The organism is Bacillus sp. BSL6 (genome assembly GCF_052928345.1).
This window is the reverse complement of record NZ_JAVGCW010000013.1, coordinates 1-24,193: the sequence shown is the minus strand read 5'-3', so window position 1 is coordinate 24,193 and position 24,193 is coordinate 1. Positions and strand designations below refer to the sequence as shown.

The 24,193-nt window shown below is 39.2% G+C and carries 42 protein-coding genes; 40 read left to right on the top strand and 2 right to left on the bottom strand.

Going from position 1 to position 24,193, the window contains the following annotated elements:
• Window positions 1-2 precede the first annotated feature (2 nt).
• The 38 genes from rplC (at window position 3) to RCJ96_RS25435 (ending at window position 21,280) form a co-directional block, all read left to right on the top strand.
• Window positions 3-635: a 50S ribosomal protein L3 gene (rplC, locus tag RCJ96_RS25620; RefSeq protein ID WP_000160207.1), complete on the top strand. Its 633-nt coding sequence runs from the start codon at window positions 3-5 to the stop codon at window positions 633-635.
• Window positions 636-660: 25 nt separating this feature from the next.
• Complete coding sequence (gene rplD, locus RCJ96_RS25615; RefSeq protein WP_001127258.1) at window positions 661-1,284, top strand: 50S ribosomal protein L4; 624 nt, start codon at window positions 661-663, stop codon at window positions 1,282-1,284.
• On the top strand, window positions 1,284-1,574 hold the full coding sequence (gene rplW / locus RCJ96_RS25610) for a 50S ribosomal protein L23 (protein ID WP_001205558.1): 291 nt from the start codon (window positions 1,284-1,286) through the stop codon (window positions 1,572-1,574). Before rplD ends, rplW begins: the two co-directional genes overlap by 1 nt.
• Window positions 1,575-1,602: 28 nt before the next feature.
• The gene (rplB, locus tag RCJ96_RS25605; RefSeq protein WP_000511580.1) at window positions 1,603-2,433 is read left to right on the top strand and encodes a 50S ribosomal protein L2; all 831 of its coding nucleotides are present in this window, start codon (window positions 1,603-1,605) and stop codon (window positions 2,431-2,433) included.
• Between the two features lie 60 nt (window positions 2,434-2,493).
• On the top strand, window positions 2,494-2,772 hold the full coding sequence (gene rpsS, locus RCJ96_RS25600; protein WP_000124453.1) for a 30S ribosomal protein S19: 279 nt from the start codon (window positions 2,494-2,496) through the stop codon (window positions 2,770-2,772).
• A gap of 17 nt (window positions 2,773-2,789) precedes the next feature.
• A complete protein-coding gene (gene rplV / locus RCJ96_RS25595) occupies window positions 2,790-3,131 on the top strand; it encodes a 50S ribosomal protein L22 (protein WP_001148025.1) in 342 nt (113 codons plus the stop codon).
• A 3-nt stretch (window positions 3,132-3,134) separates the two neighbouring features.
• A complete protein-coding gene (rpsC, locus tag RCJ96_RS25590; protein ID WP_000529956.1) occupies window positions 3,135-3,794 on the top strand; it encodes a 30S ribosomal protein S3 in 660 nt (219 codons plus the stop codon).
• Window position 3,795: 1 nt separating this feature from the next.
• A complete protein-coding gene (gene rplP / locus RCJ96_RS25585) occupies window positions 3,796-4,230 on the top strand; it encodes a 50S ribosomal protein L16 (RefSeq protein WP_000928969.1) in 435 nt (144 codons plus the stop codon).
• Window positions 4,220-4,420: a 50S ribosomal protein L29 gene (gene rpmC / locus RCJ96_RS25580; RefSeq protein ID WP_000855718.1), complete on the top strand. Its 201-nt coding sequence runs from the start codon at window positions 4,220-4,222 to the stop codon at window positions 4,418-4,420. Before rplP ends, rpmC begins: the two co-directional genes overlap by 11 nt.
• 20 nt (window positions 4,421-4,440) lie before the next feature.
• Window positions 4,441-4,704, top strand: coding sequence for a 30S ribosomal protein S17 (gene rpsQ / locus RCJ96_RS25575; RefSeq protein WP_000004106.1), 264 nt, complete (start codon window positions 4,441-4,443; stop codon window positions 4,702-4,704).
• 43 nt (window positions 4,705-4,747) lie between these two features.
• Window positions 4,748-5,116 (top strand): 50S ribosomal protein L14, encoded by a 369-nt coding sequence (rplN, locus tag RCJ96_RS25570; protein ID WP_000615912.1) that lies wholly within the window; start codon window positions 4,748-4,750, stop codon window positions 5,114-5,116.
• Window positions 5,117-5,154: 38 nt separating this feature from the next.
• Window positions 5,155-5,466: a 50S ribosomal protein L24 gene (gene rplX / locus RCJ96_RS25565; protein ID WP_000558200.1), complete on the top strand. Its 312-nt coding sequence runs from the start codon at window positions 5,155-5,157 to the stop codon at window positions 5,464-5,466.
• 26 nt (window positions 5,467-5,492) lie between these two features.
• Window positions 5,493-6,032, top strand: a complete 540-nt coding sequence (gene rplE, locus RCJ96_RS25560; RefSeq protein WP_001080831.1) for a 50S ribosomal protein L5 — start codon at window positions 5,493-5,495, stop codon at window positions 6,030-6,032.
• 33 nt (window positions 6,033-6,065) lie between these two features.
• The gene (gene rpsN / locus RCJ96_RS25555; RefSeq protein ID WP_001085700.1) at window positions 6,066-6,251 is read left to right on the top strand and encodes a 30S ribosomal protein S14; all 186 of its coding nucleotides are present in this window, start codon (window positions 6,066-6,068) and stop codon (window positions 6,249-6,251) included.
• A gap of 29 nt (window positions 6,252-6,280) precedes the next feature.
• On the top strand, window positions 6,281-6,679 hold the full coding sequence (rpsH, locus tag RCJ96_RS25550) for a 30S ribosomal protein S8 (RefSeq protein WP_000245511.1): 399 nt from the start codon (window positions 6,281-6,283) through the stop codon (window positions 6,677-6,679).
• A 32-nt stretch (window positions 6,680-6,711) separates the two neighbouring features.
• Window positions 6,712-7,251, top strand: coding sequence for a 50S ribosomal protein L6 (gene rplF, locus RCJ96_RS25545; protein ID WP_000086558.1), 540 nt, complete (start codon window positions 6,712-6,714; stop codon window positions 7,249-7,251).
• 31 nt (window positions 7,252-7,282) lie between these two features.
• A complete protein-coding gene (gene rplR / locus RCJ96_RS25540) occupies window positions 7,283-7,645 on the top strand; it encodes a 50S ribosomal protein L18 (RefSeq protein WP_000628816.1) in 363 nt (120 codons plus the stop codon).
• A 21-nt stretch (window positions 7,646-7,666) separates the two neighbouring features.
• Window positions 7,667-8,167 carry a 30S ribosomal protein S5 gene (rpsE, locus tag RCJ96_RS25535; protein ID WP_000554646.1) on the top strand — a complete coding sequence of 167 codons (501 nt, stop codon included), beginning with the start codon at window positions 7,667-7,669 and terminating at the stop codon, window positions 8,165-8,167.
• Between the two features lie 13 nt (window positions 8,168-8,180).
• A complete protein-coding gene (rpmD, locus tag RCJ96_RS25530) occupies window positions 8,181-8,363 on the top strand; it encodes a 50S ribosomal protein L30 (RefSeq protein ID WP_001085234.1) in 183 nt (60 codons plus the stop codon).
• A gap of 33 nt (window positions 8,364-8,396) precedes the next feature.
• On the top strand, window positions 8,397-8,837 hold the full coding sequence (gene rplO, locus RCJ96_RS25525) for a 50S ribosomal protein L15 (protein ID WP_000766080.1): 441 nt from the start codon (window positions 8,397-8,399) through the stop codon (window positions 8,835-8,837).
• Window positions 8,837-10,138, top strand: coding sequence for a preprotein translocase subunit SecY (gene secY, locus RCJ96_RS25520; RefSeq protein WP_000490114.1), 1,302 nt, complete (start codon window positions 8,837-8,839; stop codon window positions 10,136-10,138). Before rplO ends, secY begins: the two co-directional genes overlap by 1 nt.
• A gap of 56 nt (window positions 10,139-10,194) precedes the next feature.
• A complete protein-coding gene (locus RCJ96_RS25515; RefSeq protein ID WP_001048996.1) occupies window positions 10,195-10,845 on the top strand; it encodes an adenylate kinase in 651 nt (216 codons plus the stop codon).
• Entirely contained in the window at window positions 10,845-11,591 is a 747-nt protein-coding gene (gene map / locus RCJ96_RS25510) for a type I methionyl aminopeptidase (protein ID WP_000582539.1), read from the top strand. The genes RCJ96_RS25515 and map overlap by 1 nt, the downstream gene beginning before the upstream one ends.
• Window positions 11,592-11,659: 68 nt before the next feature.
• Window positions 11,660-11,878 carry a translation initiation factor IF-1 gene (gene infA, locus RCJ96_RS25505; RefSeq protein ID WP_001029884.1) on the top strand — a complete coding sequence of 73 codons (219 nt, stop codon included), beginning with the start codon at window positions 11,660-11,662 and terminating at the stop codon, window positions 11,876-11,878.
• 35 nt (window positions 11,879-11,913) lie between these two features.
• Entirely contained in the window at window positions 11,914-12,027 is a 114-nt protein-coding gene (gene rpmJ, locus RCJ96_RS25500) for a 50S ribosomal protein L36 (protein ID WP_000868344.1), read from the top strand.
• Window positions 12,028-12,048: 21 nt separating this feature from the next.
• Window positions 12,049-12,414, top strand: coding sequence for a 30S ribosomal protein S13 (gene rpsM, locus RCJ96_RS25495; protein WP_000090789.1), 366 nt, complete (start codon window positions 12,049-12,051; stop codon window positions 12,412-12,414).
• A gap of 24 nt (window positions 12,415-12,438) precedes the next feature.
• The gene (rpsK, locus tag RCJ96_RS25490) at window positions 12,439-12,828 is read left to right on the top strand and encodes a 30S ribosomal protein S11 (protein WP_000101799.1); all 390 of its coding nucleotides are present in this window, start codon (window positions 12,439-12,441) and stop codon (window positions 12,826-12,828) included.
• 180 nt (window positions 12,829-13,008) lie between these two features.
• Complete coding sequence (locus RCJ96_RS25485; RefSeq protein WP_000569643.1) at window positions 13,009-13,953, top strand: DNA-directed RNA polymerase subunit alpha; 945 nt, start codon at window positions 13,009-13,011, stop codon at window positions 13,951-13,953.
• 35 nt (window positions 13,954-13,988) lie between these two features.
• A complete protein-coding gene (gene rplQ / locus RCJ96_RS25480; RefSeq protein ID WP_000331490.1) occupies window positions 13,989-14,351 on the top strand; it encodes a 50S ribosomal protein L17 in 363 nt (120 codons plus the stop codon).
• Between the two features lie 103 nt (window positions 14,352-14,454).
• A complete protein-coding gene (locus RCJ96_RS25475; protein ID WP_000711783.1) occupies window positions 14,455-15,297 on the top strand; it encodes an energy-coupling factor ABC transporter ATP-binding protein in 843 nt (280 codons plus the stop codon).
• Window positions 15,273-16,154 carry an energy-coupling factor ABC transporter ATP-binding protein gene (locus RCJ96_RS25470; protein WP_000406514.1) on the top strand — a complete coding sequence of 294 codons (882 nt, stop codon included), beginning with the start codon at window positions 15,273-15,275 and terminating at the stop codon, window positions 16,152-16,154. The genes RCJ96_RS25475 and RCJ96_RS25470 overlap by 25 nt, the downstream gene beginning before the upstream one ends.
• A complete protein-coding gene (locus RCJ96_RS25465) occupies window positions 16,142-16,936 on the top strand; it encodes an energy-coupling factor transporter transmembrane component T family protein (protein ID WP_001186536.1) in 795 nt (264 codons plus the stop codon). Before RCJ96_RS25470 ends, RCJ96_RS25465 begins: the two co-directional genes overlap by 13 nt.
• 14 nt (window positions 16,937-16,950) lie before the next feature.
• On the top strand, window positions 16,951-17,694 hold the full coding sequence (truA, locus tag RCJ96_RS25460; RefSeq protein WP_002163776.1) for a tRNA pseudouridine(38-40) synthase TruA: 744 nt from the start codon (window positions 16,951-16,953) through the stop codon (window positions 17,692-17,694).
• 152 nt (window positions 17,695-17,846) lie between these two features.
• A complete protein-coding gene (gene rplM, locus RCJ96_RS25455; protein WP_001260793.1) occupies window positions 17,847-18,284 on the top strand; it encodes a 50S ribosomal protein L13 in 438 nt (145 codons plus the stop codon).
• 21 nt (window positions 18,285-18,305) lie between these two features.
• Entirely contained in the window at window positions 18,306-18,698 is a 393-nt protein-coding gene (gene rpsI, locus RCJ96_RS25450) for a 30S ribosomal protein S9 (protein WP_000079986.1), read from the top strand.
• A gap of 161 nt (window positions 18,699-18,859) precedes the next feature.
• Window positions 18,860-19,288, top strand: coding sequence for a YbaK family protein (locus RCJ96_RS25445; RefSeq protein ID WP_416504730.1), 429 nt, complete (start codon window positions 18,860-18,862; stop codon window positions 19,286-19,288).
• 66 nt (window positions 19,289-19,354) lie between these two features.
• Window positions 19,355-20,068: an N-acetylmuramoyl-L-alanine amidase CwlD gene (cwlD, locus tag RCJ96_RS25440; protein WP_000822436.1), complete on the top strand. Its 714-nt coding sequence runs from the start codon at window positions 19,355-19,357 to the stop codon at window positions 20,066-20,068.
• Window positions 20,069-20,212: 144 nt separating this feature from the next.
• Window positions 20,213-21,280 carry an Mrp/NBP35 family ATP-binding protein gene (locus tag RCJ96_RS25435; protein ID WP_000256607.1) on the top strand — a complete coding sequence of 356 codons (1,068 nt, stop codon included), beginning with the start codon at window positions 20,213-20,215 and terminating at the stop codon, window positions 21,278-21,280.
• Between the two features lie 56 nt (window positions 21,281-21,336).
• On the opposite strand, the gene gerD is transcribed toward RCJ96_RS25435, so the two are convergent.
• Window positions 21,337-21,954, bottom strand: coding sequence for a spore germination protein GerD (gene gerD, locus RCJ96_RS25430; protein ID WP_000827519.1), 618 nt, complete (start codon window positions 21,952-21,954; stop codon window positions 21,337-21,339).
• 139 nt (window positions 21,955-22,093) lie between these two features.
• Between gerD and kbaA the strand changes: the two genes are divergently transcribed.
• Entirely contained in the window at window positions 22,094-22,705 is a 612-nt protein-coding gene (gene kbaA / locus RCJ96_RS25425; RefSeq protein ID WP_070805071.1) for a KinB signaling pathway activation protein KbaA, read from the top strand.
• A 104-nt stretch (window positions 22,706-22,809) separates the two neighbouring features.
• Here the strand turns inward: kbaA and pdaB are convergent, their stop codons facing one another.
• Window positions 22,810-23,574 (bottom strand): polysaccharide deacetylase family sporulation protein PdaB, encoded by a 765-nt coding sequence (gene pdaB / locus RCJ96_RS25420; protein WP_000464707.1) that lies wholly within the window; start codon window positions 23,572-23,574, stop codon window positions 22,810-22,812.
• A gap of 170 nt (window positions 23,575-23,744) precedes the next feature.
• Here pdaB and RCJ96_RS25415 point away from each other — a divergent pair, with 170 nt between their 5' ends.
• On the top strand, window positions 23,745-23,963 hold the full coding sequence (locus tag RCJ96_RS25415; protein ID WP_000900296.1) for a hypothetical protein: 219 nt from the start codon (window positions 23,745-23,747) through the stop codon (window positions 23,961-23,963).
• Window positions 23,964-24,193: the final 230 nt, after the last annotated feature.

Genomic DNA, 24,193 nt, shown 5'->3' with positions numbered 1-24,193 from the left:
TCATGACCAAAGGAATCTTAGGAAGAAAGATCGGTATGACTCAAGTATTTGCTGAGAACGGTGAGTTAATCCCAGTAACAGTTATCGCTGCTAATCCAAACGTTGTTCTTCAAAAGAAAACAACTGAAACTGATGGCTACAACGCAATTCAGTTAGGATTTGAAGATAAACGTGAAAAGTTAACTAACAAACCTGAACAAGGCCACACTGCTAAAGCATCTACAACTCCTAAGCGCTTCATTCGCGAAATCCGCGATGCAGACGTGGACGGATTAGAGGTTGGTCAAGAGGTAAAAGTTGACGTATTCGCTACAGGTGAAATCGTTGATGTAACAGGAATTTCTAAAGGTAAAGGTTTCCAAGGTGTTATCAAACGCCACGGACAATCTCGCGGACCTATGTCTCATGGTTCTCGCTATCACCGTCGTCCAGGTTCAATGGGCCCAGTTGCTCCGAACCGTGTATTCAAAGGCAAAAAACTTGCTGGACGTATGGGTGGAGACCAAGTTACTATCCAAAACTTAGAAATCGTTCAAGTTGACACTGAGCGCAACTTATTACTAGTAAAAGGTAACGTTCCAGGTGCTAAGAAATCTCTTGTAGTTGTTCAAGGCGCTGTGAAGGTTAGCAAATAATTCACAATAGGAAGGAGGAATTCCAATGCCAAAAGTTACTGTATATAACCAAACTGGTTCACAGGTTGGTGAAATCGAATTAGCTGAAGCTATTTTCGGTATCGAACCAAATGAAGCTGTACTTTTCGAAGCTGTAATGATGCAACGTGCATCTTTACGTCAAGGTACACACAAAGTAAAAACTCGCTCTGAAGTTCGCGGTGGTGGTCGTAAACCATGGCGTCAAAAAGGAACTGGACGTGCTCGTCAAGGGTCTATCCGCTCTCCTCAATGGCGTGGTGGTGGTACGGTATTCGGACCTACACCAAGAAGCTATGCGTACAAACTTCCTAAGAAAGTTCGTCGTTTAGCAATCAAATCTGCATTAGCTACTAAAGTAGTTGAGAACAACATTGTAGTTCTTGAAGACCTAGTGTTAAATGCACCAAAAACAAAAGATATGCTAGCAGTACTTAAAGGATTAACTGTTGAGAAGAAAGCTCTTATCGTAACTGCTGATGCAAACGAATCTGTAGAGTTATCTGCTCGCAATATCCCTGGAGTAACAGTAATCACTGCTGATGGCGTAAACGTTTTAGACGTGCTTCATCATGATAAGCTAATCATGACAAAAGCGGCAGTGGAAAAAGTAGAGGAGGTGCTTGCATAATGAGAGATCCTCGTGATATCATTAAGCGCCCAGTTATCACTGAACGTTCTATGGAAATGATGGCTGAAAAAAAATACACGTTCGATGTGGACGTTAAATCTAATAAAACAGAAGTTAAAGATGCTCTAGAAGCGATCTTTGGTGTTAAAGTAGAAAAAGTGAACATCATGAACTACAAGCCGAAAGCAAAACGCGTTGGTCGTCACGCTGGTTTTACTAGCCGTCGTCGTAAAGCAATCGTTAAGCTAACTGCTGACAGCAAAGAAATCGAAATCTTCCAAGGCGTTTAATTCTTACTAAAGAAGGAGGGAAATTGAGATGGGAATTAAAAAGTATAATCCAACTACTAACGGTCGTCGTAACATGACTACGAATGATTTCGCTGAAATCACGACTGACAGACCCGAAAAGTCTTTACTTGCTCCTTTAAGCAAAAAGGCTGGTCGTAATAACCAAGGTAAAATCACTGTACGTCATCAAGGTGGCGGACATAAGCGTCAATACCGTATCATCGACTTCAAACGTAACAAAGATGGAATTCCAGGACGCGTTGCTACGATCGAATACGATCCAAACCGCTCTGCGAATATCGCATTAATTAACTACGTTGACGGTGAAAAACGTTACATTCTTGCTCCTAAGAACTTAGAAGTAGGTATGGAAATTATGTCTGGCGCTGAAGCTGACATTAAAATCGGTAACGCATTACCATTAATCAACATTCCAGTAGGTACTGTTGTTCATAACATCGAGCTTAAACCAGGTCGTGGTGGACAATTAGTTCGTTCTGCTGGTACATCTGCACAAGTACTTGGTAAAGAAGGTAAATACGTTCTTGTACGTTTAACTTCTGGTGAAGTGCGTCTTGTATTATCTGCTTGCCGTGCAACTGTAGGTCAAGTTGGTAACGAGTCACACGAACTTATCAAGATCGGTAAAGCTGGTCGCTCTCGCTGGTTAGGTAAGCGCCCAACTGTTCGTGGTTCTGTAATGAACCCAGTTGATCACCCACACGGTGGTGGTGAAGGACGTTCACCAATCGGACGTAAGTCTCCAATGTCTCCATGGGGTAAACCAACTCTTGGATTCAAAACTCGTAAGAAAAACAAAGCGTCTGACAAATTCATCGTTCGTCGTCGTAAAAAATAATGGGATTGTAGTACGGTTCACTTTGAGAACCGTACGGCAATCACGAAGGGAGGCACCAAAATGGCTCGTAGCTTGAAAAAAGGACCATTTGTCGATGATCATTTAATGAGTAAAATTGCAAAGCTAAATGAAACTGAGCAAAAGCAAGTTGTTAAAACTTGGTCTCGTCGTTCAACGATCTTCCCTCAGTTCATCGGTCACACAATCGCTGTATATGACGGTCGTAAACATGTACCTGTATATGTTACTGAAGACATGGTAGGCCACAAGTTAGGTGAATTCGCACCAACTCGTACGTATAAAGGTCATGATGCTGACGATAAGAAAACTAGAAGATAATGAGAGGAGGCACTTCAATGCAAGCTAAAGCAGTAGCGAGAACAGTTCGTATTGCTCCTCGTAAAGTTCGTTTAGTTGTAGACTTAATCCGAGGTAAGCAAGTGGGTGAAGCGATTGCTATCCTTAACCACACACCAAAAACTGCTTCTCCAGTTGTAGAAAAAGTTTTAAAATCTGCAATCGCAAATGCAGAGCACAATTATGAAATGGACATCAACAGCCTAGTTGTTGAGAAAGTTTTCGTTGACGAAGGTCCAACGTTAAAACGTTTCCGTCCACGTGCAATGGGTCGTGCAAGCCAAATTAACAAACGCACAAGCCACATCACAGTTGTGGTATCAGAAAAGAAGGAGGGATAATCGATGGGTCAAAAGGTTAATCCAATTGGTCTTCGTGTCGGCGTTATCCGTGACTGGGAATCTCGTTGGTTCGCTGAGAAAGATTACGCTACATTATTACATGAAGACATCAAAATCCGTGAGTACATTAATGTACGCTTAAAAGATTCTGCTGTTGCTAAAGTAGAAATCGAACGTGCAGCAAATCGTGTAAATGTTACAATTCACACAGCAAAACCTGGTATGGTAATTGGTAAAGGTGGTACTGAAGTTGAAGCACTTCGTAAAGCTCTTAACCAATTAACAGGCAAGCGTGTACACATCAACATTTTAGAAGTTAAGAGAGCTGATCTTAACGCTAAATTAGTAGGCGAAAACATTGCTCGTCAATTAGAAAACCGTGTATCATTCCGTCGTGCACAAAAGCAAGTTATTCAACGTGCTATGCGTGCAGGTGCTAAAGGTATTAAAACACAGGTTTCTGGTCGTCTTGGCGGAGCTGATATCGCTCGTGCAGAATCTTACAGTGAAGGAACTGTTCCACTTCATACACTTCGCGCTGATATTGACTATGCAGCAGTTGAAGCTGATACAACATACGGTAAATTAGGCGTAAAAGTATGGATCTACCGTGGAGAAGTCCTTCCTACAAAAAAGAAAGCTTCTGAGGAAGGAGGAAAATAATATGTTAATGCCAAAACGCGTAAAATATCGTAGAGAGCATCGTGGTAAAATGCGTGGTCGTGCAAAAGGTGGAACTGAAATTGCTTTCGGTGAATTCGGTTTACAAGCACAAGCTGCTTCATGGATTACAAACCGTCAAATCGAAGCTGCTCGTCGTGCAATGACTCGTTACATGAAACGTGGCGGTAAAGTATGGATTAAAATTTTCCCTTCTAAACCTTACACTGCAAAACCTCTAGAAGTACGTATGGGTTCCGGTAAAGGGGCACCAGAAGGCTGGGTAGCAGTAGTAAAACCTGGGAAAATTATGTTCGAAATCGCGGGTGTATCTGAAGAGGTAGCACGCGAAGCATTACGTCTTGCAGCTCACAAGTTACCTGTGAAATGTAAATTCGTAAAACGTGAAGAAAATGGTGGTGAATCTAATGAAAACTAATGATATTCGTGAATTAACCACTGCCGAAATCGAAACAAAAGTTAAAGCTTTAAAGGAAGAGTTGTTTAATCTTCGCTTCCAACTTGCTACAGGACAATTAGAGAATCCAACTCGCATTCGTGAAGTGCGTAAAGCAATTGCTCGTATGAAAACTGTAGTTCGTGAAAGAGAGATCGGAATTAATCGATAAATTGAGGGGAGGTTTGCATAGTGAGCGAACGTAACCAACGCAAAGTTTATACTGGTCGTGTAGTGTCTGACAAAATGGACAAAACGATTACAGTTTTAGTTGAAACTTACAAAACTCATTCCTTGTACGGAAAACGTGTTAAGTATTCTAAGAAGTACAAAGCCCATGATGAGCAAAACCAAGCGAAACTTGGCGATATCGTTAAAATCATGGAAACTCGCCCGCTTTCTGCTACTAAGCGTTTCCGTTTAGTTGAAATCGTTGAAGAAGCGGTTATTATCTAAATAGACGAATCGGAATTTTTAGTCCGAAGGGAGGTTTCATAACATGATCCAACAAGAATCTCGTTTGAAAGTTGCTGACAACTCTGGTGCACGTGAACTTTTAACAATTAAAGTATTAGGCGGCTCTGGTCGTAAATATGCTAACATTGGTGACATTATCGTTGCTACGGTAAAACAAGCAACACCAGGTGGCGTTGTTAAAAAAGGTGACGTTGTTAAAGCAGTAGTAGTACGTACGAAGAGCGGAGCTCGTCGTCCGGACGGTTCTTACATCAAATTTGATGAAAACGCAGCGGTTATCATTAAAGACGATAAGAGCCCACGTGGTACTCGTATCTTCGGACCAGTAGCTCGTGAATTACGTGATAGCAACTTCATGAAGATCGTTTCTTTAGCTCCAGAAGTTCTATAATTTAAGGTATTGCCTTGCTAAGGAGGTGCAGAATTAAGATGCATGTAAAAAAAGGTGATAAAGTACAGGTAATCACTGGTAAAGACAAAGGAAAACAAGGCGTTATCCTTGTGGCTTTCCCAAAGCAAAACCGTGTTATCGTTGAGGGTGTCAATATCGTTAAGAAGCACTCTAAGCCATCTCAATTAAATCCACAAGGTGGAATTATTACTAAAGAAGCACCTATTCACGTTTCTAACGTTATGATTTTAGATCCGAAAACAGGTGAACCTACTCGTGTAGGCTTCAAAGTAGAAGATGGTAAAAAAGTTCGTATTGCAAAAAAATCTGGTGAATTATTAGATAAATAATTTTCTTAAGAAAGGAGGTCACTTCATTGAATCGCCTTAAAGAGAAGTTCCAAAAGGAAATTACTCCTGCTCTAGTGAGCAAGTTTAACTATAAATCTGTAATGCAGGTACCAAAAATCGAAAAGATCGTAATCAACACTGGTGTTGGTGACGCGGTATCTAACTCAAAAGCGTTAGACAACGCAGTAGAAGAATTAACACAAATCACAGGTCAAAAACCTGTTGTAACTCGTGCTAAAAAATCAATCGCTGGTTTCCGTCTTCGTGAAGGTATGCCAATCGGTGCGAAAGTAACTTTACGCGGCGAGCAAATGTATGAGTTCTTCGACAAATTAGTATCAGTTTCTTTACCACGTGTACGTGATTTCCGTGGTGTTTCTAAGAAATCATTCGATGGTCGTGGAAACTACACATTAGGTGTTAAAGAGCAACTTATTTTCCCTGAGATTGATTATGATAAAGTAAGCAAAGTCCGCGGTATGGACATCGTAATCGTTACTACAGCGAAAACTGATGAAGAAGCTCGTGAACTGTTAACACAATTCGGTATGCCATTCCAAAAATAATGGAAGCCAACGCTAAGTAGAGGAGGCGAAAACGTGGCTAAAAAATCTATGATAGCGAAACAAAAGCGTACTCCTAAGTTTAAAGTACAAGAGTATACACGTTGCGAACGCTGCGGTCGTCCGCATTCTGTATACCGCAAATTTAAACTTTGCCGTATTTGTTTCCGTGAACTTGCATATAAAGGTCAAATTCCTGGTGTTAAAAAAGCTAGTTGGTAAAACCCACAAATGGGAAGGAGGTAAAACACATGGTGATGACAGATCCAATTGCAGACATGCTTACTCGCATCCGTAATGCGAACATGGTACGTCATGAGAAATTAGAGGTTCCTGCTTCTAAAATCAAAAAAGAGATCGCTGAACTTTTAAAACGTGAAGGTTTCATTCGTGATGTAGAATACATCGAGGATAACAAACAAGGTATCCTTCGTATTTTCCTGAAATATGGTGCAAACAATGAACGTGTAATCACTGGATTAAAACGTATCAGTAAACCTGGCTTACGCGTTTACGCTAAAGCTGACGAAGTACCACGTGTACTTAACGGATTAGGTATCGCTCTTGTTTCTACATCTAAGGGAGTAATGACAGATAAAGACGCTCGTCAATTACAAACTGGTGGAGAAGTAGTAGCATACGTTTGGTAATATATATTTAAAACGAACGGAGGTGTGACCACATGTCTCGTATTGGTAAAAAGATTCTTGAAATCCCTGCAGGTGTTACTATTACAGTTGCAGAAGACAATACTGTAACAGTAAAAGGCCCTAAAGGTGAATTAACTCGTACTTTCAATGCTGATATGCTTATCAAAATTGAAGAGAATACATTAACAGTTGAGCGTCCATCTGAACAGAAGGAACACCGTGCATTACACGGTACAACTCGTGCTTTAATCGGAAACATGGTTGAAGGTGTAACTGAAGGTTTCGCACGCGGACTTGAATTAGTCGGTGTTGGTTACCGTGCTCAAAAACAAGGTGATAAACTTGTATTAAGCGTAGGTTATTCTCATCCAGTAGAAATGACTCCGGAAGCAGGTCTTGAAGTTGAAGTACCTGCACCAACTAAGATCGTAATCAAAGGTATCGACAAGCAACGTGTTGGCGAATTTGCTGCTAACATCCGTGCTGTACGTGCTCCTGAGCCTTACAAAGGTAAAGGTATTCGTTACGAAGGCGAAGTTGTTCGTCGTAAAGAAGGTAAAACTGCTAAGTAAACCCGTTAGGTGAGAGAAAGGAGTGACAAGAATGATCACTAAAGCTGATAAAAATGCGACTCGTAAGAAAAGACATGCACGTGTACGTGCTAAACTTACTGGTACTGCAGAGCGTCCACGTTTAAACGTGTTCCGTTCTAACCAACATATTTACGCTCAAGTTATTGATGATGTGAATGGTGTAACGTTAGTAAGTGCATCTACTCTTGATAAAGACCTTGCTCTTAACGGTACTAGCAATATTGAAGCTGCTACGAAAGTTGGAGAATCAGTTGCTAAGCGTGCTGTAGAGAAAGGCGTTAAAGAAGTAGTATTTGATCGCGGTGGTTACTTATACCATGGCCGTGTTAAAGCTCTAGCTGAAGCTGCTCGTGAGGCTGGATTACAATTTTAATGGTCAAAGGAGGGAAAATTGATGCATCGCATTGACCCAAGTAAATTAGAACTTGAAGAACGTGTAGTTACGATAAATCGTGTCGCGAAAGTTGTTAAGGGTGGTCGTCGTTTCCGCTTTGCTGCACTAGTTGTAGTTGGCGATAAAAACGGTCATGTTGGATTCGGTACTGGTAAAGCACAAGAGGTACCAGACGCAATCCGCAAAGCTATCGAAGACGCTAAGAAAAACTTAATCGCTGTACCATTAGTTGGTACAACAATTCCACACACAATCAACGGTCATTTTGGAGCTGGTGAAGTATTCTTAAAGCCTGCTGCTGAGGGTACTGGTGTTATTGCTGGTGGACCTGTTCGTGCGGTCCTTGAATTAGCAGGTGTACAAGATATTCTTTCGAAATCTCTTGGTTCTAACACACCAATCAACATGATTCGCGCTACTGTGAACGGATTAAGCGAACTTAAGCGCGCTGAAGATGTTGCAAAATTACGCGGTAAATCTGTAGAAGAGCTACTAGGTTAAGGAGGGAAAACAAATGGCGAAAAAGTTAGAAATTACCCTCACTCGTAGTGTAATTGGTCGTCCACAAGATCAACGTGCGACGGTAGAAGCTTTAGGTCTTAAAAAGTTGAATTCAACTGTAGTTAAGGAAGAAACTCCTGCTATTCTTGGTATGATCAACAAAGTTTCTCACCTTGTAACTGTAAAAGAAGCTTAAGGATAACTCATTAATATAAGGAGGTGCCTGGGAATGAAACTTCATGAATTAAAACCTGCAGAAGGTTCTCGTAAAGTACGTAACCGTGTCGGTCGTGGTATCGGTTCTGGTAACGGTAAAACTGCTGGTAAAGGTCATAAAGGACAAAACGCACGTTCTGGCGGCGGTGTTCGTCTTGGCTTCGAAGGTGGTCAAACTCCATTATTCCGTCGTTTACCAAAACGCGGCTTCACAAACATTAACCGTAAAGAGTTTGCTATTGTAAACTTATCAACGTTAAATCGTTTTGAAGATGGTACAGAAGTAACACCTGAATTATTGCTGGAAACTGGCGTTATCAGCAAATTAAACGACGGTGTTAAAATTCTTGCAAGCGGCGCAGTAGAGAAAAAACTAACTGTTAAAGCGCACAAGTTCTCTTCAAGTGCTAAAGAAGCAATTGAAGCAGCTGGCGGATCAGTTGAGGTGATCTAATGTTTCGTACAATCTCCAACTTTATGCGCGTTGCTGAGATAAGACGTAAAATATTATTCACTTTAGCGATGTTAATCGTATTCAGGATTGGCACGTTTATCCCCGTGCCATTTACAAATGGAGACGTACTGAAGGCACAAGATCAATTAAATGCCTTAGGTATTCTAAATACATTTGGCGGTGGAGCCTTGAAAAACTTCTCCATCTTTGCGATGGGAATCATGCCGTATATTACAGCATCCATCATCGTGCAATTATTGCAGATGGATGTTGTTCCTAAATTTTCGGAATGGGCGAAGCAAGGTGAAATGGGCCGTCGTAAACTAACGCAATTCACGCGTTATTTTACAATTGTTCTTGCGTTTATTCAGGGGTTTGGTATGTCAATCGGTTTTAACGGTATGGTAGGTGGACAATTAATTTTGAATCCTGGTTGGAGCACTTATTTATACATTGCTACGGTACTGACTGCTGGTACTGCATTTTTAATGTGGTTAGGTGAACAGATTACAGCTAAAGGTGTAGGTAATGGTATTTCCATTCTTATCTTTGGTGGTATTGCCGCAGCGATCCCAAGTGTTATATCTCAAGTGTATCAGCAACAGTTTCAAAATATCGGAGATCAATTGTTCATGAGTATCGTTAAAGTTGCATTGATTTTACTAGCTGTGCTAGCAGTTATTGTGGGTGTTATTTTCATTCAACAGGCTGTTAGGAAGATCCCAATTCAATATGCGAAGCGTGTAACAGGAGGAAATGGTGGTTATGCTGGAGCACAAAACACACATTTACCGCTTAAGGTAAATAGTGCTGGTGTTATTCCAGTAATTTTTGCTGTTTCATTCTTAATTACTCCTCCGACTATTGCACAGTTCTTCCCGAAACATGATGTATCGCAGTGGATTATTGCAAACTTTAACTATTCTCACCCAGTGGGAATGATCATATATGTTGCGCTCATTGTAGCCTTCACATATTTCTATGCGTTTGTTCAGGTTAATCCAGAGCAAATGTCAGAGAATCTAAACAAACAAGGTGGATATGTTCCAGGTATTCGTCCGGGTAAGAATACAGAACAATATCTAACAAAAATCTTGTATCGTTTGACCTTTGTAGGATCAATTTTCCTAGCAGCGATTGCAATCTTACCAGTTATCTTTACGAAGCTGGGAAATCTTCCTCCATCTGCACAGATCGGTGGAACGAGTATGTTAATCGTTGTCGGCGTTGCTTTAGAAACAATGAAGCAACTAGAAAGCCAACTGGTAAAACGCCATTACAAAGGGTTTATCAAGCAGTGAGTAAGTGGGAAGTATTGTCTTCCCTACATGCTCATGTACTCTGAGGGGGAACAAGGATGAACTTAATTTTAATGGGGCTTCCTGGTGCTGGTAAAGGTACACAAGCCGAACAGATTGTTGCCAAGTATAACATCCCTCACATCTCAACAGGAGATATGTTCCGTGCAGCTATGAAGGCTGAAACTGAAATGGGTTTACAAGCAAAATCCTTTATTGATAAAGGGGCACTTGTTCCAGATGAAGTTACAATCGGAATCGTTCGTGAACGTTTAAGTCAAGAAGACTGCGTAAGAGGCTTCTTATTAGACGGTTTCCCACGAACTGTTGCACAAGCATCAGCTCTTGAAGAGATTATGAAAGATCTTGGCAAAAAAATCGACTATGTTTTAAACATTAATGTGGATTCAGGATTGTTATTAAAACGCCTTACAGGCCGTCGTATTTGTAAAGAGTGCGGTGCGACTTACCACTTAGAATTCAATCCGCCAGCAAAAGCTGACGTGTGCGATAAATGTGGTGGCGAGTTATATCAACGCTCTGATGACAATGAAGAAACTGTAGCAAATCGCTTAGATGTAAATATTAAGCAAACTAAACCTTTGCTTGATTTCTACGAGGAGCTTGGTTACTTACAAAGCATTAATGGTGAGCAAGATATCAATAAAGTATTTGCTGATATCGATGTTCTCATCGGAGGCTTAGCGTAATGATAATCTGCAAAACTCCTCGCGAGATAGAAATCATGCGAGAAGCGGGCAGGATCGTTGCTTTGACTCATCAAGAGTTAAAACAGCACATTACTCCAGGAATTACAACGAAAGAGCTCGATCAAATAGCGGAAAAGACGATTCAAAAATATGGTGCTACGCCATCTTTTAAAGGATACAACGGATTTCCGGGGAGCATATGTGCTTCTGTAAATGAAGAGCTTGTACACGGAATTCCAGGGAAGCGCAAGCTCAAAGAGGGCGATATCATCAGTATCGATATTGGTGCGAAATACAATGGGTACCATGGAGATTCTGCATGGACGTATCCAGTTGGAAACATTTCTGAATCTGTTCAAAAGCTACTTGATGTCACAGAAAAATCGTTGTATCTTGGTCTAGAACAAGTAAAACCAGGCGAGAGATTATCAAATATCTCACATGCGGTTCAAACCCATGCTGAAGAGAATGGATTCTCGATCGTTAGGGAGTATGTTGGTCACGGAATCGGGCAAGACTTACATGAGGACCCTCAAATCCCGCACTATGGTCCACCAAATAGAGGCCCTAGATTAAAGCCGGGAATGGTCATCTGTGTTGAGCCGATGGTGAATCAAGGAAGACGATATGTAAAAACACTATCTGATGACTGGACAGTGGTAACGGTAGATGGTAAATGGTGTGCCCATTTTGAGCACACGATTGCTCTTACAGAAGCAGGATACGAAATCCTTACCACTTTATAAGTAGCTGGCTCTCCGGGATTTCAGAGCAGTGTAAAATGTTACTGATTTGAAGAAGGGAGAACTATTGAATGGCTAAAGATGATGTAATTGAAGTCGAAGGTACCGTTCTTGAAACGTTGCCAAATGCTATGTTCAAAGTAGAATTAGAGAATGGGCATGTCGTATTGGCTCACGTTTCTGGTAAAATCCGTATGAACTTCATTCGTATTTTACCAGGAGACAAAGTTACGGTAGAATTATCTCCGTACGATTTAAATCGTGGTCGTATTACGTACCGTTTTAAATAATATAGCACTCCGTAATCTTTAAGGAGGTTCGAGACATGAAAGTAAGACCGTCAGTTAAACCAATCTGCGAAAAATGTAAAGTTATTCGTAGACGTGGAAAAGTAATGGTTATTTGTGAAAACCCTAAACATAAACAAAAACAAGGTTAATCAGAAGGAGGTGCATTCAGAATGGCACGTATCGCAGGTGTAGATATTCCTCGTGACAAACGCGTTGTTATTTCTTTAACTTACGTATTCGGCATTGGTCGCACAACTGCTGAAAAAATTCTTGCTGAAGCTGGTGTTTCTGAAGAAACACGAGTTCGTGATTTAACGGAAGACGAATTAGGACGTATCCGTGATATCATCGATCGTATTAAAGTTGAGGGAGACCTTCGTCGTGAAGTATCTCTTAACATCAAACGTCTAATGGAGATCGGTTCTTACCGTGGTCTTCGTCACCGTCGTGGTTTACCAGTTCGTGGTCAAAACTCTAAAAACAATGCTCGTACACGTAAAGGTCCACGTCGTACAGTAGCAAATAAAAAGAAATAATAAGTAAAGGAGGTTGAACTAACAATGGCACGTAAAACAAACACTCGTAAAAAACGTGTGAAAAAGAATATTGAAGCTGGTGTAGCTCATATTCGTTCTACTTTCAACAACACAATCGTAACACTTACAGATACTCACGGTAACGCGCTTTCTTGGTCTAGTGCTGGTGCACTTGGTTTCCGTGGATCTCGTAAATCTACTCCATTCGCTGCGCAAATGGCTGCTGAAACTGCTGCTAAAGCTGCAATGGAGCACGGTTTAAAAACTTTAGAGGTTACTGTTAAAGGTCCTGGTGCTGGTCGTGAAGCTGCAATTCGTGCTCTTCAAGCTGCAGGTCTAGAAGTAACAGCAATTAGAGATGTTACTCCAGTTCCTCATAATGGATGTCGTCCACCAAAACGTCGTCGTGTGTAATTTTTCTGTATAGAATTTTCCCTTTTGTCTATAATGGATATGATGCATTATCGAGAAATTTCGTACAGAAACATCGCTTGTTGTGCACAATCGGGAACTGCCTAAGGGGGACTTTCGGTTAGACAGAGGTTATACCTTTGTTTAACCGGGGTTTCGACGTTTTGAAGGAGGGTTTAGTTAATGATTGAAATCGAAAAGCCGAAAATCGAAACGGTTGAACTTAACGAAGATGCTAAATATGGTAAATTCGTAATTGAACCGCTTGAGCGTGGATATGGTACTACGTTGGGTAACTCCTTACGTCGTATTCTTTTATCTTCACTCCCTGGTGCCGCTGTTACTGCTATCCAAATCGATGGCGTATTACATGAATTTTCAACAGTTGAGGGCGTAGTAGAAGACGTTACAACGATCATCTTAAACTTGAAAAAGTTAGCTCTTAAAATCTACTCTGAAGAAGAGAAGACGTTGGAAATTGATGTGCAGGGCGAAGGTATTGTCACAGCTGCTGATATTACTCACGATAGTGATGTAGAAATCTTAAATCCAGATTTACACATTGCAACGTTAGCAAAAGATGCGCATTTCCGCGTGCGTTTAACTGCAAAGCGTGGCCGTGGGTATACGCCAGCTGATGCAAATAAAAGCGAAGATCAACCAATAGGAGTAATTCCTATTGATTCTATTTATACTCCAGTATCACGTGTGACTTACCAAGTGGAAAAGACACGTGTCGGACAAGTGGCTAATTATGATAAGCTTACGCTTGATGTATGGACGGATGGAAGCATCGGGCCAAAAGAAGCTATCTCTTTAGGTGCCAAAATCTTAACTGAGCATTTAAATATCTTTGTTGGTTTAACTGATGAAGCACAAAATGCTGAGATTATGGTCGAGAAGGAAGAAGATCAAAAAGAGAAAGTTCTTGAGATGACTATCGAAGAACTAGACCTTTCTGTTCGTTCTTATAATTGCCTAAAACGTGCAGGAATTAATACTGTACAAGAGCTTGCGAACAAAACAGAAGAAGATATGATGAAAGTTCGTAACTTAGGACGTAAATCCTTAGAAGAAGTTAAACATAAACTTGAGGAATTAGGTTTAGGTTTACGTAAAGACGACTGAGGATTTAAACCCATCAACAAAGGAGGGAACTACGAATGGCATACAGAAAATTAGGCCGTACAAGTGCGCAACGTAAAGCTATGTTACGTGACTTAGCTACTGATTTAATTATCAACGAGCGCATCCAAACGACAGAAACTCGTGCAAAAGAACTTCGTTCTGTAGTGGAAAAAATGATCACTTTAGGTAAACGCGGAGATCTTCATGCTCGTCGTCAAGCAGCAGCTTTCATTCGCAATGAAGTAGCTAACGCTGAGACTGGTCAAGATGCACTTCAAAAACTATTCGCTGATGTAGCTCCACGCTATGCTGAGCGCCAAGGCGGATACACTCGTATTGCAAAAATTGGTCCACGTCGCGGAGACGCAGCACCAATGGTAATTATCGAGTTAGTATAATGATAATTAAAAGGGCAGGACAGTTCTTTTCAAGAAACTGGTCATGGCCCTTTTTTTTAAATATAAAAATAGGCTTACTTGGCGAAGGAAAGGGTGCCTTGTATTGAAAAAAGAGAAACTTCGGACAGAAAATATATCATTTCAATATCCTGGTGCAGCCACTTATGCATTAAAAGATGTTTCATTCTCCTTATATGAAGGAGAATGGGTATCTGTTATTGGACAAAACGGTTCTGGGAAGTCTACACTTGCAAAATTATTGAATGGTTTGTTTTTGCCGGAAGCAGGGACAATTACAGTAAATGATACAATGGTTTTGTCAGAGGAAACGGTATGGGATGTTCGAAAACAAATTGGGATGGTATTTCAAAATCCAGATAATCAATTTGTTGGAACAACAGTGCAAGATGACGTTGTCTTTGGTTTAGAGAATATCGGAATGCCAAGAGAGCAAATGGTAGAAAGATTAGATCAGGCCTTACGACTAGTCCGTATGGAAGATTTTCTTAATGATGAGCCACATTCGTTATCTGGTGGGCAAAAGCAGCGAGTAGCAATAGCAGGCGTTTTAGCACTTCAGCCGTCTATTTTGATATTAGATGAAGCAACGTCAATGCTAGACCCTCAAGGGAGACGTGAAGTGGTAGAAACGGTTAGACAACTTGTTAATGAAAAAGGTATTACCGTGTTATCAATTACGCACGATTTAGAAGAAGCGGCACAGTCAGACCGTGTCATTATTTTAAATAAGGGAGAGATATTAGAGGAAGGGACTCCAGAACAAATTTTCAAGTCCTCTCATATGCTCCAAGAAATTGGATTAGATGTACCATTTTCAGTGAAAATAGCAGAATTATTAAAAAGAAATGAAATTCTCTTGCAAAATACGCATCTTACAATGGAAAGCTTGGTGAACGAACTTTGGAGATTACATTCCAAAAAGTAGAACATCGTTATCAATATAAAACTCCATTTGAAAGACGCGCACTTTATGATGTAGACGTGTCGTTTCCAAGTGGGGGCTATTATGCCATTATCGGTCATACTGGTTCAGGTAAGTCGACGATGATTCAACATTTAAATGGTTTATTGCAGCCGACAAATGGCACAGTTCAAATTGGTGAACATTTCATTTCGGCAGGAAAGAAAGAAAAAAAGCTAAAGCCGCTACGTAAAAAGGTAGGGGTTGTCTTTCAATTCCCAGAACATCAGTTATTTGAAGAGACTGTGGAGAAAGATATTTGTTTCGGCCCTACTAATTTTGGGGTATCGGAAGAAGAAGCGAAGCAAAAGGCAAGAGAAGCAATTGAACTTGTAGGGTTAGAACCAGACCTGTTAGCGCGTTCACCATTTGAGTTAAGTGGTGGGCAAATGAGGCGTGTTGCGATAGCAGGCGTATTAGCGATGGAACCCGAAGTGCTTGTATTAGATGAACCTACAGCAGGACTAGATCCAAAAGGGCAAAATGAACTTATGGAGATGTTTTATAAGCTACATAAGGAGAAAGGCCTTACAGTTATCCTTGTAACGCATAATATGGAGGATGCTGCTAAATATGCCGAGCAGATTGTAGTCATGCATAAAGGAACGGTCTTTTTGCAAGGAAGTGCAGAGGAAGTATTTTCACATGCTGATGAACTAGAGAAAATTGGTGTGGATCTTCCTATGTCTTTAAAGTATAAACGTGCAATTGAAGAGAAGTTTGGCATTTCAATCCCAAAGGCTACCTTATCTTTAGAGGATCTTACTCATGAAGTTGTGCAGGTGTTACGAAAAGGTGGTCATGAATCATGCAGCAGTTGATTATTGGAAGATATATTCCAGGGAATTCTCTTATTCATCAACTTGATCCACGTACGAAGCTGCTGATTGTCTTTTTATATGTATTTGTTGTTTTCTTAGCAAATAATGCGATTTCATATGGATTTTTATTTTTATATGCACTCATTGCTTTATTTTTTGCAAAAGTGCCGATTCGTTATGTACTTTCGGGCTTAAAACCAATTCTATGGATTTTTCTTTTTACATTTTTCCTGCATATTTTAACAAATAAAGAAGGGGAAGTACTATTCCAGCTTGGTTGGTTTTCGATACATGAAAAAGGATTAGAGCAAGGAATATACATTTCTATACGATTCTTCGTTATTATTTTAATGACGACATTATTAACGTTAACGACGACACCCATTGAGATTACAGATGGTTTGGAGACGTTATTAAAGCCGTTGAAGCGTATAAAAGTTCCTGTTCATGAAATCGCATTAATGATGTCAATTTCTCTTCGTTTTATCCCGACATTAATGGATGAAACGAGTAAAATAATGAAGGCACAATCGTCACGTGGTATTGATTTTGCAGGGGGACCGATAAAAGATAGGATGAAAGCTATCATTTCACTACTCGTTCCTCTATTTATCAGTGCTTTTAAGCGTGCAGAAGACTTAGCAATTGCTATGGAAGCCCGTGGATATCAAAGTGGCGAAGGACGTACTAAATTTAGGCAACTACGCTGGAAAACAAGCGATACTGTAACGATTATAAGCTTACTTTGTTTAGCTTGTATTTTGGCATGGGTGCGATCGTAATGGAGAATAAAGAAATGGATAGAATAAAATGTACGGTTGCATATGATGGCATGCATTTTTGTGGTTATCAAATTCAACCGCAGCATCGTACTGTTCAACAAGAAATAGAGAAAGCTTTACAGAAATTGCATAAAGGGGAACTTGTTCGTGTTCAGGCATCGGGCAGAACAGATTCTACTGTTCATGCTAAAGGACAAGTGATACACTTTGATACACCGTTGTCTCTTGAAGAGTGGCAATGGAGCAATGCATTAAACACTATGTTACCAGATGATATTGTTATCACACAGGTAGAGAAAAAAACAGAAGAATTTCACGCACGTTACGGTGTCGAGAGAAAAGAATATCGTTATCGTGTATTATTATCAAAGACTGCGGATGTATTCCGTAGAAATTACGTATATCAATATCCATATCCGCTCGAAATAAATGCTATAAGAAAAGCGATCCCTTATTTTATTGGAACGCATGATTTCACTTCTTTTTGTTCGGCAAAAACTGACAAAAAAGATAAAGTGAGAACAATTTATGAAATCGAGCTAATTGAGCAGGACGACGAATTAATTTTTCGTTTTGTAGGTAATGGATTTTTATATAATATGGTCAGGATTATTGTTGGTACGTTACTGAGCGTAGGGCAAGGAAAGCTTGATCCGGATAGCATTCCAGAGATTTTAGCGAAACAAAATCGTCAGTTTGCTGGAAAGATGGCTCCTGGTCATGGGCTTTATTTATGGCAGGTAAACTATAACAACTAATCCTGGTGTAACATTTGCTTGACATTAGAAACTCAAAAGTATATCATAACATATGGTATTGTTTCTAAAACCACGATTAGCCCCGGAAGGAAATCGTGTTTAAGATAAACAATAGATTTTTTCTATGGAAAAGATAACGAGGAGGGAAACACATGCGTACGACTTTTATGGCAAAAGCTAACGAAGTTGAGCGTAAATGGTATGTGGTTGATGCTGAAGGTCAAACTTTAGGTCGCCTTGCTAGTGAAGTAGCATCCATTTTACGTGGTAAAAACAAACCTACATTTACACCACACGTTGACACGGGTGATCATGTAATTATTATTAACGCTGAGAAAATTCATTTAACAGGTAATAAATTAAACGATAAAATTTACTACCGTCACACTAACCACCCAGGTGGACTTAAACAAAGAACAGCTCTTGAAATGCGTACAAACTACCCTGTACAAATGTTAGAGCTTGCAATTAAAGGCATGCTTCCAAAAGGACGCTTAGGCCGTCAAGTTTCTAAGAAACTAAACGTGTATGCTGGAGCAGAGCATCCACACCAAGCACAAAAACCAGAAGTTTACGAACTTCGCGGATAATCAATTAAAGGAGGGCTTACTTTGGCACAGGTTCAATACTATGGCACTGGACGTCGTAAGAGTTCAGTAGCGCGCGTACGCCTAGTTCCAGGCGAAGGACGCGTTATCATTAACGGTCGTGATTTTGAAAACTATATCCCATTTGCTGCATTACGTGAAGTAGTGAAACAACCTCTAGTTGCAACAGAAACTTTAGGTAACTACGATGTACTTGTAAACGTAAATGGTGGTGGATACACTGGTCAAGCTGGTGCTATTCGTCACGGTATTTCTCGCGCTTTATTAAAAGCTGATCCAGAATACCGTCTAACACTAAAACGTGCAGGTCTATTAACTCGTGACGCACGTATGAAAGAGCGTAAAAAATACGGTCTTAAAGGCGCACGTCGTGCACCTCAGTTCTCAAAACGTTAATTTTTGCGAACTACAAACCCCAACCATTTTAGTTGGGGTTTTTTATGTTTCATTCCTCTTTTGAAATTTTTGTAGTTTGGAATATTTTAGTGCTATCCTCTCGCGTATGCTTCTTCTTTAGAAGTTTAGACTAATACGTATTAGGGAGGTTTATAAGTACTATGAATGTCATTGTCAGCTTACAAGAAAAACAAAAAGAAAAGCAGTTGAAATATGAGCGGAAGATGCTGCGGGAATTATCATTAAAAACATTACGTTCAAATATTAGAGATGCCTTTCAGATGCAGGAACTTCATCGTCAGTATGAAGATTACTGCATTGAATTAGGGATAGAATCGTATTTATTAGGAGCGAGATATAGCAAATTTGGTTATTATGGCGAATCGTTCTTTGATGTGAAATATAGGGCCTTAGAAGAAGAGCAACAATTAACGGAAACACTATTTCAATTTTTAACGAGCATGACTATGCGGGAGATTAAGTTACAAGATGAGGAATCACTTTTTGAATCTTGCCAGCAGTTTATCGGCTTATGGTGGCAGGAAGGATATGAAAAAGGTGAAAGAAGATATCGATTAAAGCTTCATTAAGACAAGCATAAACTTTCCTCTTGTCCCATATAAGTAATTAGAGGGACTAGCTGGAGGAGGAAAGGTATGAAGAGAATTCGAATTATCTCTTTTGCACTCGCTGCGGTTATTTTGTTTTTTTTAGTCAAACAAGAATTTCAAATTACAAAATCGTGGCGAGCTTGGAATTTACCCTTATCAGGGAAAGTAATTGTATTAGATGCTGGGCATGGTGGACCAGACGGAGGGGCTGTTGGTGGCAAGGATATTGTAGAAAAAGATATTACGCTTGAGATTACAAAGAAGGTGCAAGATTATTTACAAGAGCAAGGTGCACTAGTGATTTTAACGCGTGAGGGAGATTATGATTTAGCCCAGAAAGATACAAAGTCATATAGTAGACGTAAAGCAGAAGATTTAAAAAAACGTGTAGAGATTATTAATAAACCCGATGTAGATTTTTTTGCAAGTATCCATTTAAATGCTTTAACTAGTAGTGGATCGAAAGGCGCACAAACGTTCTATTACCGTTCTTCAATTGAAAATGAACGTGCTGCGAAATTTATACAAGCTGAGTTGAGAACGAGTTTAGAGAATACAAATCGTTCTGCTAAAACAATTTCTCATGTGTATTTATTAAAGTATGCGAAAACCCCAGGTGCTTTAATTGAAGCTGGCTTTTTATCGAATGTAAATGAAAGGTATATGTTAAATTCGGAGAAATATCAGCAAAAGGTAGCAGCTGCAGTATATCGTGGTATATTACGTTATTTCACGGAAAAAGGAAATCCTCCAGAATAAGGAGGATTTTTTTGCGTTTCTCTCGTTAACGAAGTTTTCCGAAAATATGTTATACTGGAAATGTAAACGCATTTATTTCAAAAGTAAAGAGAGATATATTTAATTAACATTATGTTATTTTTCATACAGGGGGCTGGGCTAATTATGGTAACGAAAGAGCAAGTAGTGGAAGCGTTAGAAGGGATTGTAGATCCGTTTTTACATAAAACGTTAAAAGAAACAGGGGCAATTAAAGAGGTAACAGTCAAGCCTGAGAAGGAACATGTAAGTGTTAAAATTGCAATCGTAAAAACTGGTACCGCGGAACAAATGCAATTGCAATCTGGAATTGTAAAGTTAGTAAAAGAACTAGGAGCAGCAACAGTAGGGCTTCGCTTTGCAGAATTTACAGAAGAGGAATTAGCTCAGTTTGCACCAGAACAAGAAGAAGAGCAAACTGAATCTTTATTGTCACCAAATTCGAAAACGACATTTTTAGCAGTGGCGAGTGGAAAAGGTGGAGTAGGGAAATCAACAGTTTCTGTTAACCTTGCTATTGCTTTAGCTCGTCTAGGGAAAAAAGTTGGTATCATTGATGCTGATATTTATGGTTTTAGCGTACCTGATATGATGGGGATAGAAAAACGCCCTGTAGTAAGAGGAGATAAAATCATTCCAGTGGAGCGTCTAGGTGTAAAGGTAATCTCAATGGGATTCTTTGTAGAAGATAATGCACCGGTTATTTGGAGAGGGCCTATGCTTGGGAAAATGTTAAATCATTTCTTTACAGAAGTAGAATGGGGCGATTTAGATTATTTAGTTTTAGATTTACCACCAGGTACAGGTGATGTTGCGCTAGACTTACATTCGATGTTGCCGGCTTGTAAAGAGATTATTGTCACAACACCGCATCCAACAGCGGCATTTGTAGCAGCACGTGCTGGAGCAATGGCTTTACGTACAGAACATAGCATTCTTGGTGTTGTTGAAAATATGGCTTATTTTGAAAGTAAAACAACTGGCGAAAAAGAATATGTGTTTGGAAGAGGTGGTGGAGATAAATTAGCTACAGAACTTCAAACAGAAGTACTTGGCCGAATCCCGCTTCAACAACCTGATTGGAATAAAGAAGATTTTGCGCCGTCAGTATATGAAGATACGCATACGACAGGTCTTATTTATCGCACAATAGCTGAAGCGGTAATTGATAAAACAACTGTTGCGCAAAAATAAAATAATAATGAGTGGATGATACATGTATTGTCCACTCATTATTATCGTTATTATTTTTACTGCTGTTCCTTTTTACCTTCTTGGGAACCACCTTCACCGCCGGCTTCCTTTTTATCAGAACCACTTTTTTCGGCTTTTTGGACACCTTTACTAATAATATCAATCATCTTAGCTTGGAAGAGTGGGCTTTCAGCAGTTTCTGTTAATACTTGTTGTAAATATTGACGGTATTCTTTGCTCTTCATTGTTTGTAACATCATTTTTTCTACTTCAGGGTTTTTCATAATTTCTATAACGCCTGCTTGGTATTCAGGATCTTTTAGTAATGTTTTCATTAAGGCTGTTTGTTCTTTTCCCATACTTTTAGCGAATTTCGATGAGAACTCAGGGTCTTTAAAGAGCTTTTCCCAGAATTGTTGCCCTTTATCGGATACCATTGCATCTTCAATCGTTTTCTTTACTACTGTTTCATCTAGTATGAGTGCTTGTTTCATTTTTTCATCAGTTAACACATCTTGAATGGCTTTCTTACCTTGATCGGTTTTTAAAATATCAACAATCATTTTCTTCGTTTGATCATAATCAAGTTCGGACTTTGCTTCTTTTTCTTGTGCACATGCTACAAGTACAAGAAATAGAAAAGAAGAAGTCAAAACGAGCAGCATCCGTTTCATAAGTTGGAACTCCTTTCAGCACAGTTCTCTCTTTTTAATATAAATATCTTTAAGGAATTTATACATGAACATGGCTAGCTTTTTGAAATTGTCATTGATACAATTTAATTAGAAATATAAGGATAATGGGGGATGTGTTGTGAATAGCCGCAAGTGGGTTCGACTATTTTTTACGACGTTGTTTCTTGGTGGGGTTAGTACAGTCATTATTGGATTTGTTTTAGAGTGGGACAAGTACGCGAAGTTTTTTCAAAATTTCGACGGAAAGGAAATTTTGGCAGTTTCCTTCTGGTTGATGGGTGTAGGATTTATTTTTAGTGTGATAAGTCAAATGGGGTTTTTTGCCTATTTAACAATTCATCGTTTTGGATTAGGGATGTTCAGGTCATCTTCTTTATGGAATATAGTCCAGCTCTTCTTCATTGCATTCGTTTTATTTGATTTTGTGTATTTAAGATCGGTATTGATTGCAAATGGGGAAATTTCATTAGGGAATAACATACTTGTTGCTGGTGTGTTATTTATGTTTGGGGCCATCGTTGCTTATATAAAAAGTAAAGAAACGAATAAAAAGGCATTTGTGCCAGCTTTGTTCTTTATGGTTGTTGTAACAATTCTTGAGTGGGTACCAGCACTTCGAATTAATGATACAGATTGGTTATATTTAATGGTGATACCACTTTTATTATGTAATGCATATCAGTTACTTATATTACATCGTTTAATTGGAAAGACGAGTAAGTCGGCCTAATTAAGAGAGTTTTTACGCAGGGTAGTTGTACGAATGAAAATATCGGGATAAAAAAAGCTCTATTACCTGAACGAAAGGTAGTAGAGCTTTTTATGTGTAAAAAATTATTGGACATCTTTACTTTTCGTACTTGTGTTGGAAATAAGTTGTGATACGGATATTTGCTCATAGCCGTCACTCTTTAATTTCTGTAGAAGCAGTGGTAAAGCTTTATTTGTTTGAAGAGCAGAATCGGATGCATGTAATAAGACGATATCTCCACCTTTTAAATTATTAGAGACGGTGGAAACGATATTGTTTACGCCAGGGTTTTTCCAATCGTTTGAGTTATTACTCCAATGAACGACAGTGTATCCGAGTGATTCTGCTATTTTAAGTGTTGCCTTGTTAAAGTCTCCACTAGGTGGACGCAATAGTTTAATTTGTTTCACACCGAGTTTTGTAAAAACATCTTGTGCTCGCAGAAGATCTCTTCGTATTTCATTTGCCTCTAGAGAAGTGTAGGACGTGTAATTATAACCCATACTACCGATTTCATGTCCATCTTTTATGATGCGTTCAACAACATCAGGGTGTCTTTCTGCCCATGCAGCAGAAAGGAAGAAGGTTGCATTCTTAATATCTCTTTCTTTAAGTGTATCAAGGATTGGAATTGCTTTTTTGTCTCCCCAACTAATATCAAACGTGAATGCAACTTGTTTTTTAGAGGTGTCGCCTTTGTAAATAACTTTAGGTCCTGTAGCGGTTGAAAAAGCAGACTCGTGTGAATATGTTTTCAAAAAGAGTAGCCATGCTGTAAATAAGGAAAGTATCACTATTAAGCTAATGTGTTTAAAGTTTCTTTTACTCGTAATAAAAAAGAAAAACATAATATTACGCCCCTTTGTCCAATCCTTTTCAGTTACATATATGCTGTAAATATAAAAAAGAGAACAAGGGATTAATATCGTAAGTAGTGGATATAATGGATGGTAGGATTTTGTTAAATGAAAATGGGCTTAATTTTTATTGATCTGGAAGAAGTGATTGAGGTGATGATTTGCTTGGGTTTATGTTAACGAAAGAAGAGAAAAAAGAAATGGAATACATATTGAAGAGAGAGTTAGAAGAACTTTTATTTGATTTTGAAGATGAACGTATTCATGACGTTGTAAAAAAGGCAATGGAAGAAAGGTATAAAATCATTTTTTGTTTGTTTCGAAGAGTCGCTAATGCAGAAGAATGTATTCGTTATGTAAGAAAAAGAACTTTTTATTAAAAAGTGTTGACGTCGATAGATATTATATGATAAATTAATAACCGTCGCTGATGCGGAAACGCAAAAAACGACAAAAAAGAAATTGAAAAACTTAGTTGACATTGAAAAACGAAGATGTTAACATAAGGAAGTCGCAAATGAGCGACTAAGCAGTTCTTTGAAAACTGAACGAAACAAACAACGTGAAACGTCAATTTTTATTTTAGATGCTAGACAAACTAACTTTATTG

What these genes read in the sequence shown, in the direction of transcription:
- rplC (WP_000160207.1), top strand. Translation starts at nt 3, where the DNA reads ATGACCAAAGGAATCTTAGGAAGAAAGATCGGTATGACTCAAGTATTT.
- rplD (WP_001127258.1), top strand. Translation starts at nt 661, where the DNA reads ATGCCAAAAGTTACTGTATATAACCAAACTGGTTCACAGGTTGGTGAA.
- rplW (WP_001205558.1), top strand. Translation starts at nt 1,284, where the DNA reads ATGAGAGATCCTCGTGATATCATTAAGCGCCCAGTTATCACTGAACGT.
- rplB (WP_000511580.1), top strand. Translation starts at nt 1,603, where the DNA reads ATGGGAATTAAAAAGTATAATCCAACTACTAACGGTCGTCGTAACATG.
- rpsS (WP_000124453.1), top strand. Translation starts at nt 2,494, where the DNA reads ATGGCTCGTAGCTTGAAAAAAGGACCATTTGTCGATGATCATTTAATG.
- rplV (WP_001148025.1), top strand. Translation starts at nt 2,790, where the DNA reads ATGCAAGCTAAAGCAGTAGCGAGAACAGTTCGTATTGCTCCTCGTAAA.
- rpsC (WP_000529956.1), top strand. Translation starts at nt 3,135, where the DNA reads ATGGGTCAAAAGGTTAATCCAATTGGTCTTCGTGTCGGCGTTATCCGT.
- rplP (WP_000928969.1), top strand. Translation starts at nt 3,796, where the DNA reads ATGTTAATGCCAAAACGCGTAAAATATCGTAGAGAGCATCGTGGTAAA.
- rpmC (WP_000855718.1), top strand. Translation starts at nt 4,220, where the DNA reads ATGAAAACTAATGATATTCGTGAATTAACCACTGCCGAAATCGAAACA.
- rplN (WP_000615912.1), top strand. Translation starts at nt 4,748, where the DNA reads ATGATCCAACAAGAATCTCGTTTGAAAGTTGCTGACAACTCTGGTGCA.
- rplX (WP_000558200.1), top strand. Translation starts at nt 5,155, where the DNA reads ATGCATGTAAAAAAAGGTGATAAAGTACAGGTAATCACTGGTAAAGAC.
- rpsH (WP_000245511.1), top strand. Translation starts at nt 6,281, where the DNA reads ATGGTGATGACAGATCCAATTGCAGACATGCTTACTCGCATCCGTAAT.
- rplF (WP_000086558.1), top strand. Translation starts at nt 6,712, where the DNA reads ATGTCTCGTATTGGTAAAAAGATTCTTGAAATCCCTGCAGGTGTTACT.
- rplR (WP_000628816.1), top strand. Translation starts at nt 7,283, where the DNA reads ATGATCACTAAAGCTGATAAAAATGCGACTCGTAAGAAAAGACATGCA.
- rpsE (WP_000554646.1), top strand. Translation starts at nt 7,667, where the DNA reads ATGCATCGCATTGACCCAAGTAAATTAGAACTTGAAGAACGTGTAGTT.
- rpmD (WP_001085234.1), top strand. Translation starts at nt 8,181, where the DNA reads ATGGCGAAAAAGTTAGAAATTACCCTCACTCGTAGTGTAATTGGTCGT.
- rplO (WP_000766080.1), top strand. Translation starts at nt 8,397, where the DNA reads ATGAAACTTCATGAATTAAAACCTGCAGAAGGTTCTCGTAAAGTACGT.
- secY (WP_000490114.1), top strand. Translation starts at nt 8,837, where the DNA reads ATGTTTCGTACAATCTCCAACTTTATGCGCGTTGCTGAGATAAGACGT.
- RCJ96_RS25515 (WP_001048996.1), top strand. Translation starts at nt 10,195, where the DNA reads ATGAACTTAATTTTAATGGGGCTTCCTGGTGCTGGTAAAGGTACACAA.
- map (WP_000582539.1), top strand. Translation starts at nt 10,845, where the DNA reads ATGATAATCTGCAAAACTCCTCGCGAGATAGAAATCATGCGAGAAGCG.
- infA (WP_001029884.1), top strand. Translation starts at nt 11,660, where the DNA reads ATGGCTAAAGATGATGTAATTGAAGTCGAAGGTACCGTTCTTGAAACG.
- rpmJ (WP_000868344.1), top strand. Translation starts at nt 11,914, where the DNA reads ATGAAAGTAAGACCGTCAGTTAAACCAATCTGCGAAAAATGTAAAGTT.
- rpsM (WP_000090789.1), top strand. Translation starts at nt 12,049, where the DNA reads ATGGCACGTATCGCAGGTGTAGATATTCCTCGTGACAAACGCGTTGTT.
- rpsK (WP_000101799.1), top strand. Translation starts at nt 12,439, where the DNA reads ATGGCACGTAAAACAAACACTCGTAAAAAACGTGTGAAAAAGAATATT.
- RCJ96_RS25485 (WP_000569643.1), top strand. Translation starts at nt 13,009, where the DNA reads ATGATTGAAATCGAAAAGCCGAAAATCGAAACGGTTGAACTTAACGAA.
- rplQ (WP_000331490.1), top strand. Translation starts at nt 13,989, where the DNA reads ATGGCATACAGAAAATTAGGCCGTACAAGTGCGCAACGTAAAGCTATG.
- RCJ96_RS25465 (WP_001186536.1), top strand. Translation starts at nt 16,142, where the DNA reads ATGCAGCAGTTGATTATTGGAAGATATATTCCAGGGAATTCTCTTATT.
- truA (WP_002163776.1), top strand. Translation starts at nt 16,951, where the DNA reads ATGGATAGAATAAAATGTACGGTTGCATATGATGGCATGCATTTTTGT.
- rplM (WP_001260793.1), top strand. Translation starts at nt 17,847, where the DNA reads ATGCGTACGACTTTTATGGCAAAAGCTAACGAAGTTGAGCGTAAATGG.
- RCJ96_RS25445 (WP_416504730.1), top strand. Translation starts at nt 18,860, where the DNA reads ATGAATGTCATTGTCAGCTTACAAGAAAAACAAAAAGAAAAGCAGTTG.
- cwlD (WP_000822436.1), top strand. Translation starts at nt 19,355, where the DNA reads ATGAAGAGAATTCGAATTATCTCTTTTGCACTCGCTGCGGTTATTTTG.
- RCJ96_RS25435 (WP_000256607.1), top strand. Translation starts at nt 20,213, where the DNA reads ATGGTAACGAAAGAGCAAGTAGTGGAAGCGTTAGAAGGGATTGTAGAT.
- gerD (WP_000827519.1), bottom strand. Translation starts at nt 21,954, where the DNA reads ATGAAACGGATGCTGCTCGTTTTGACTTCTTCTTTTCTATTTCTTGTA.
- pdaB (WP_000464707.1), bottom strand. Translation starts at nt 23,574, where the DNA reads ATGTTTTTCTTTTTTATTACGAGTAAAAGAAACTTTAAACACATTAGC.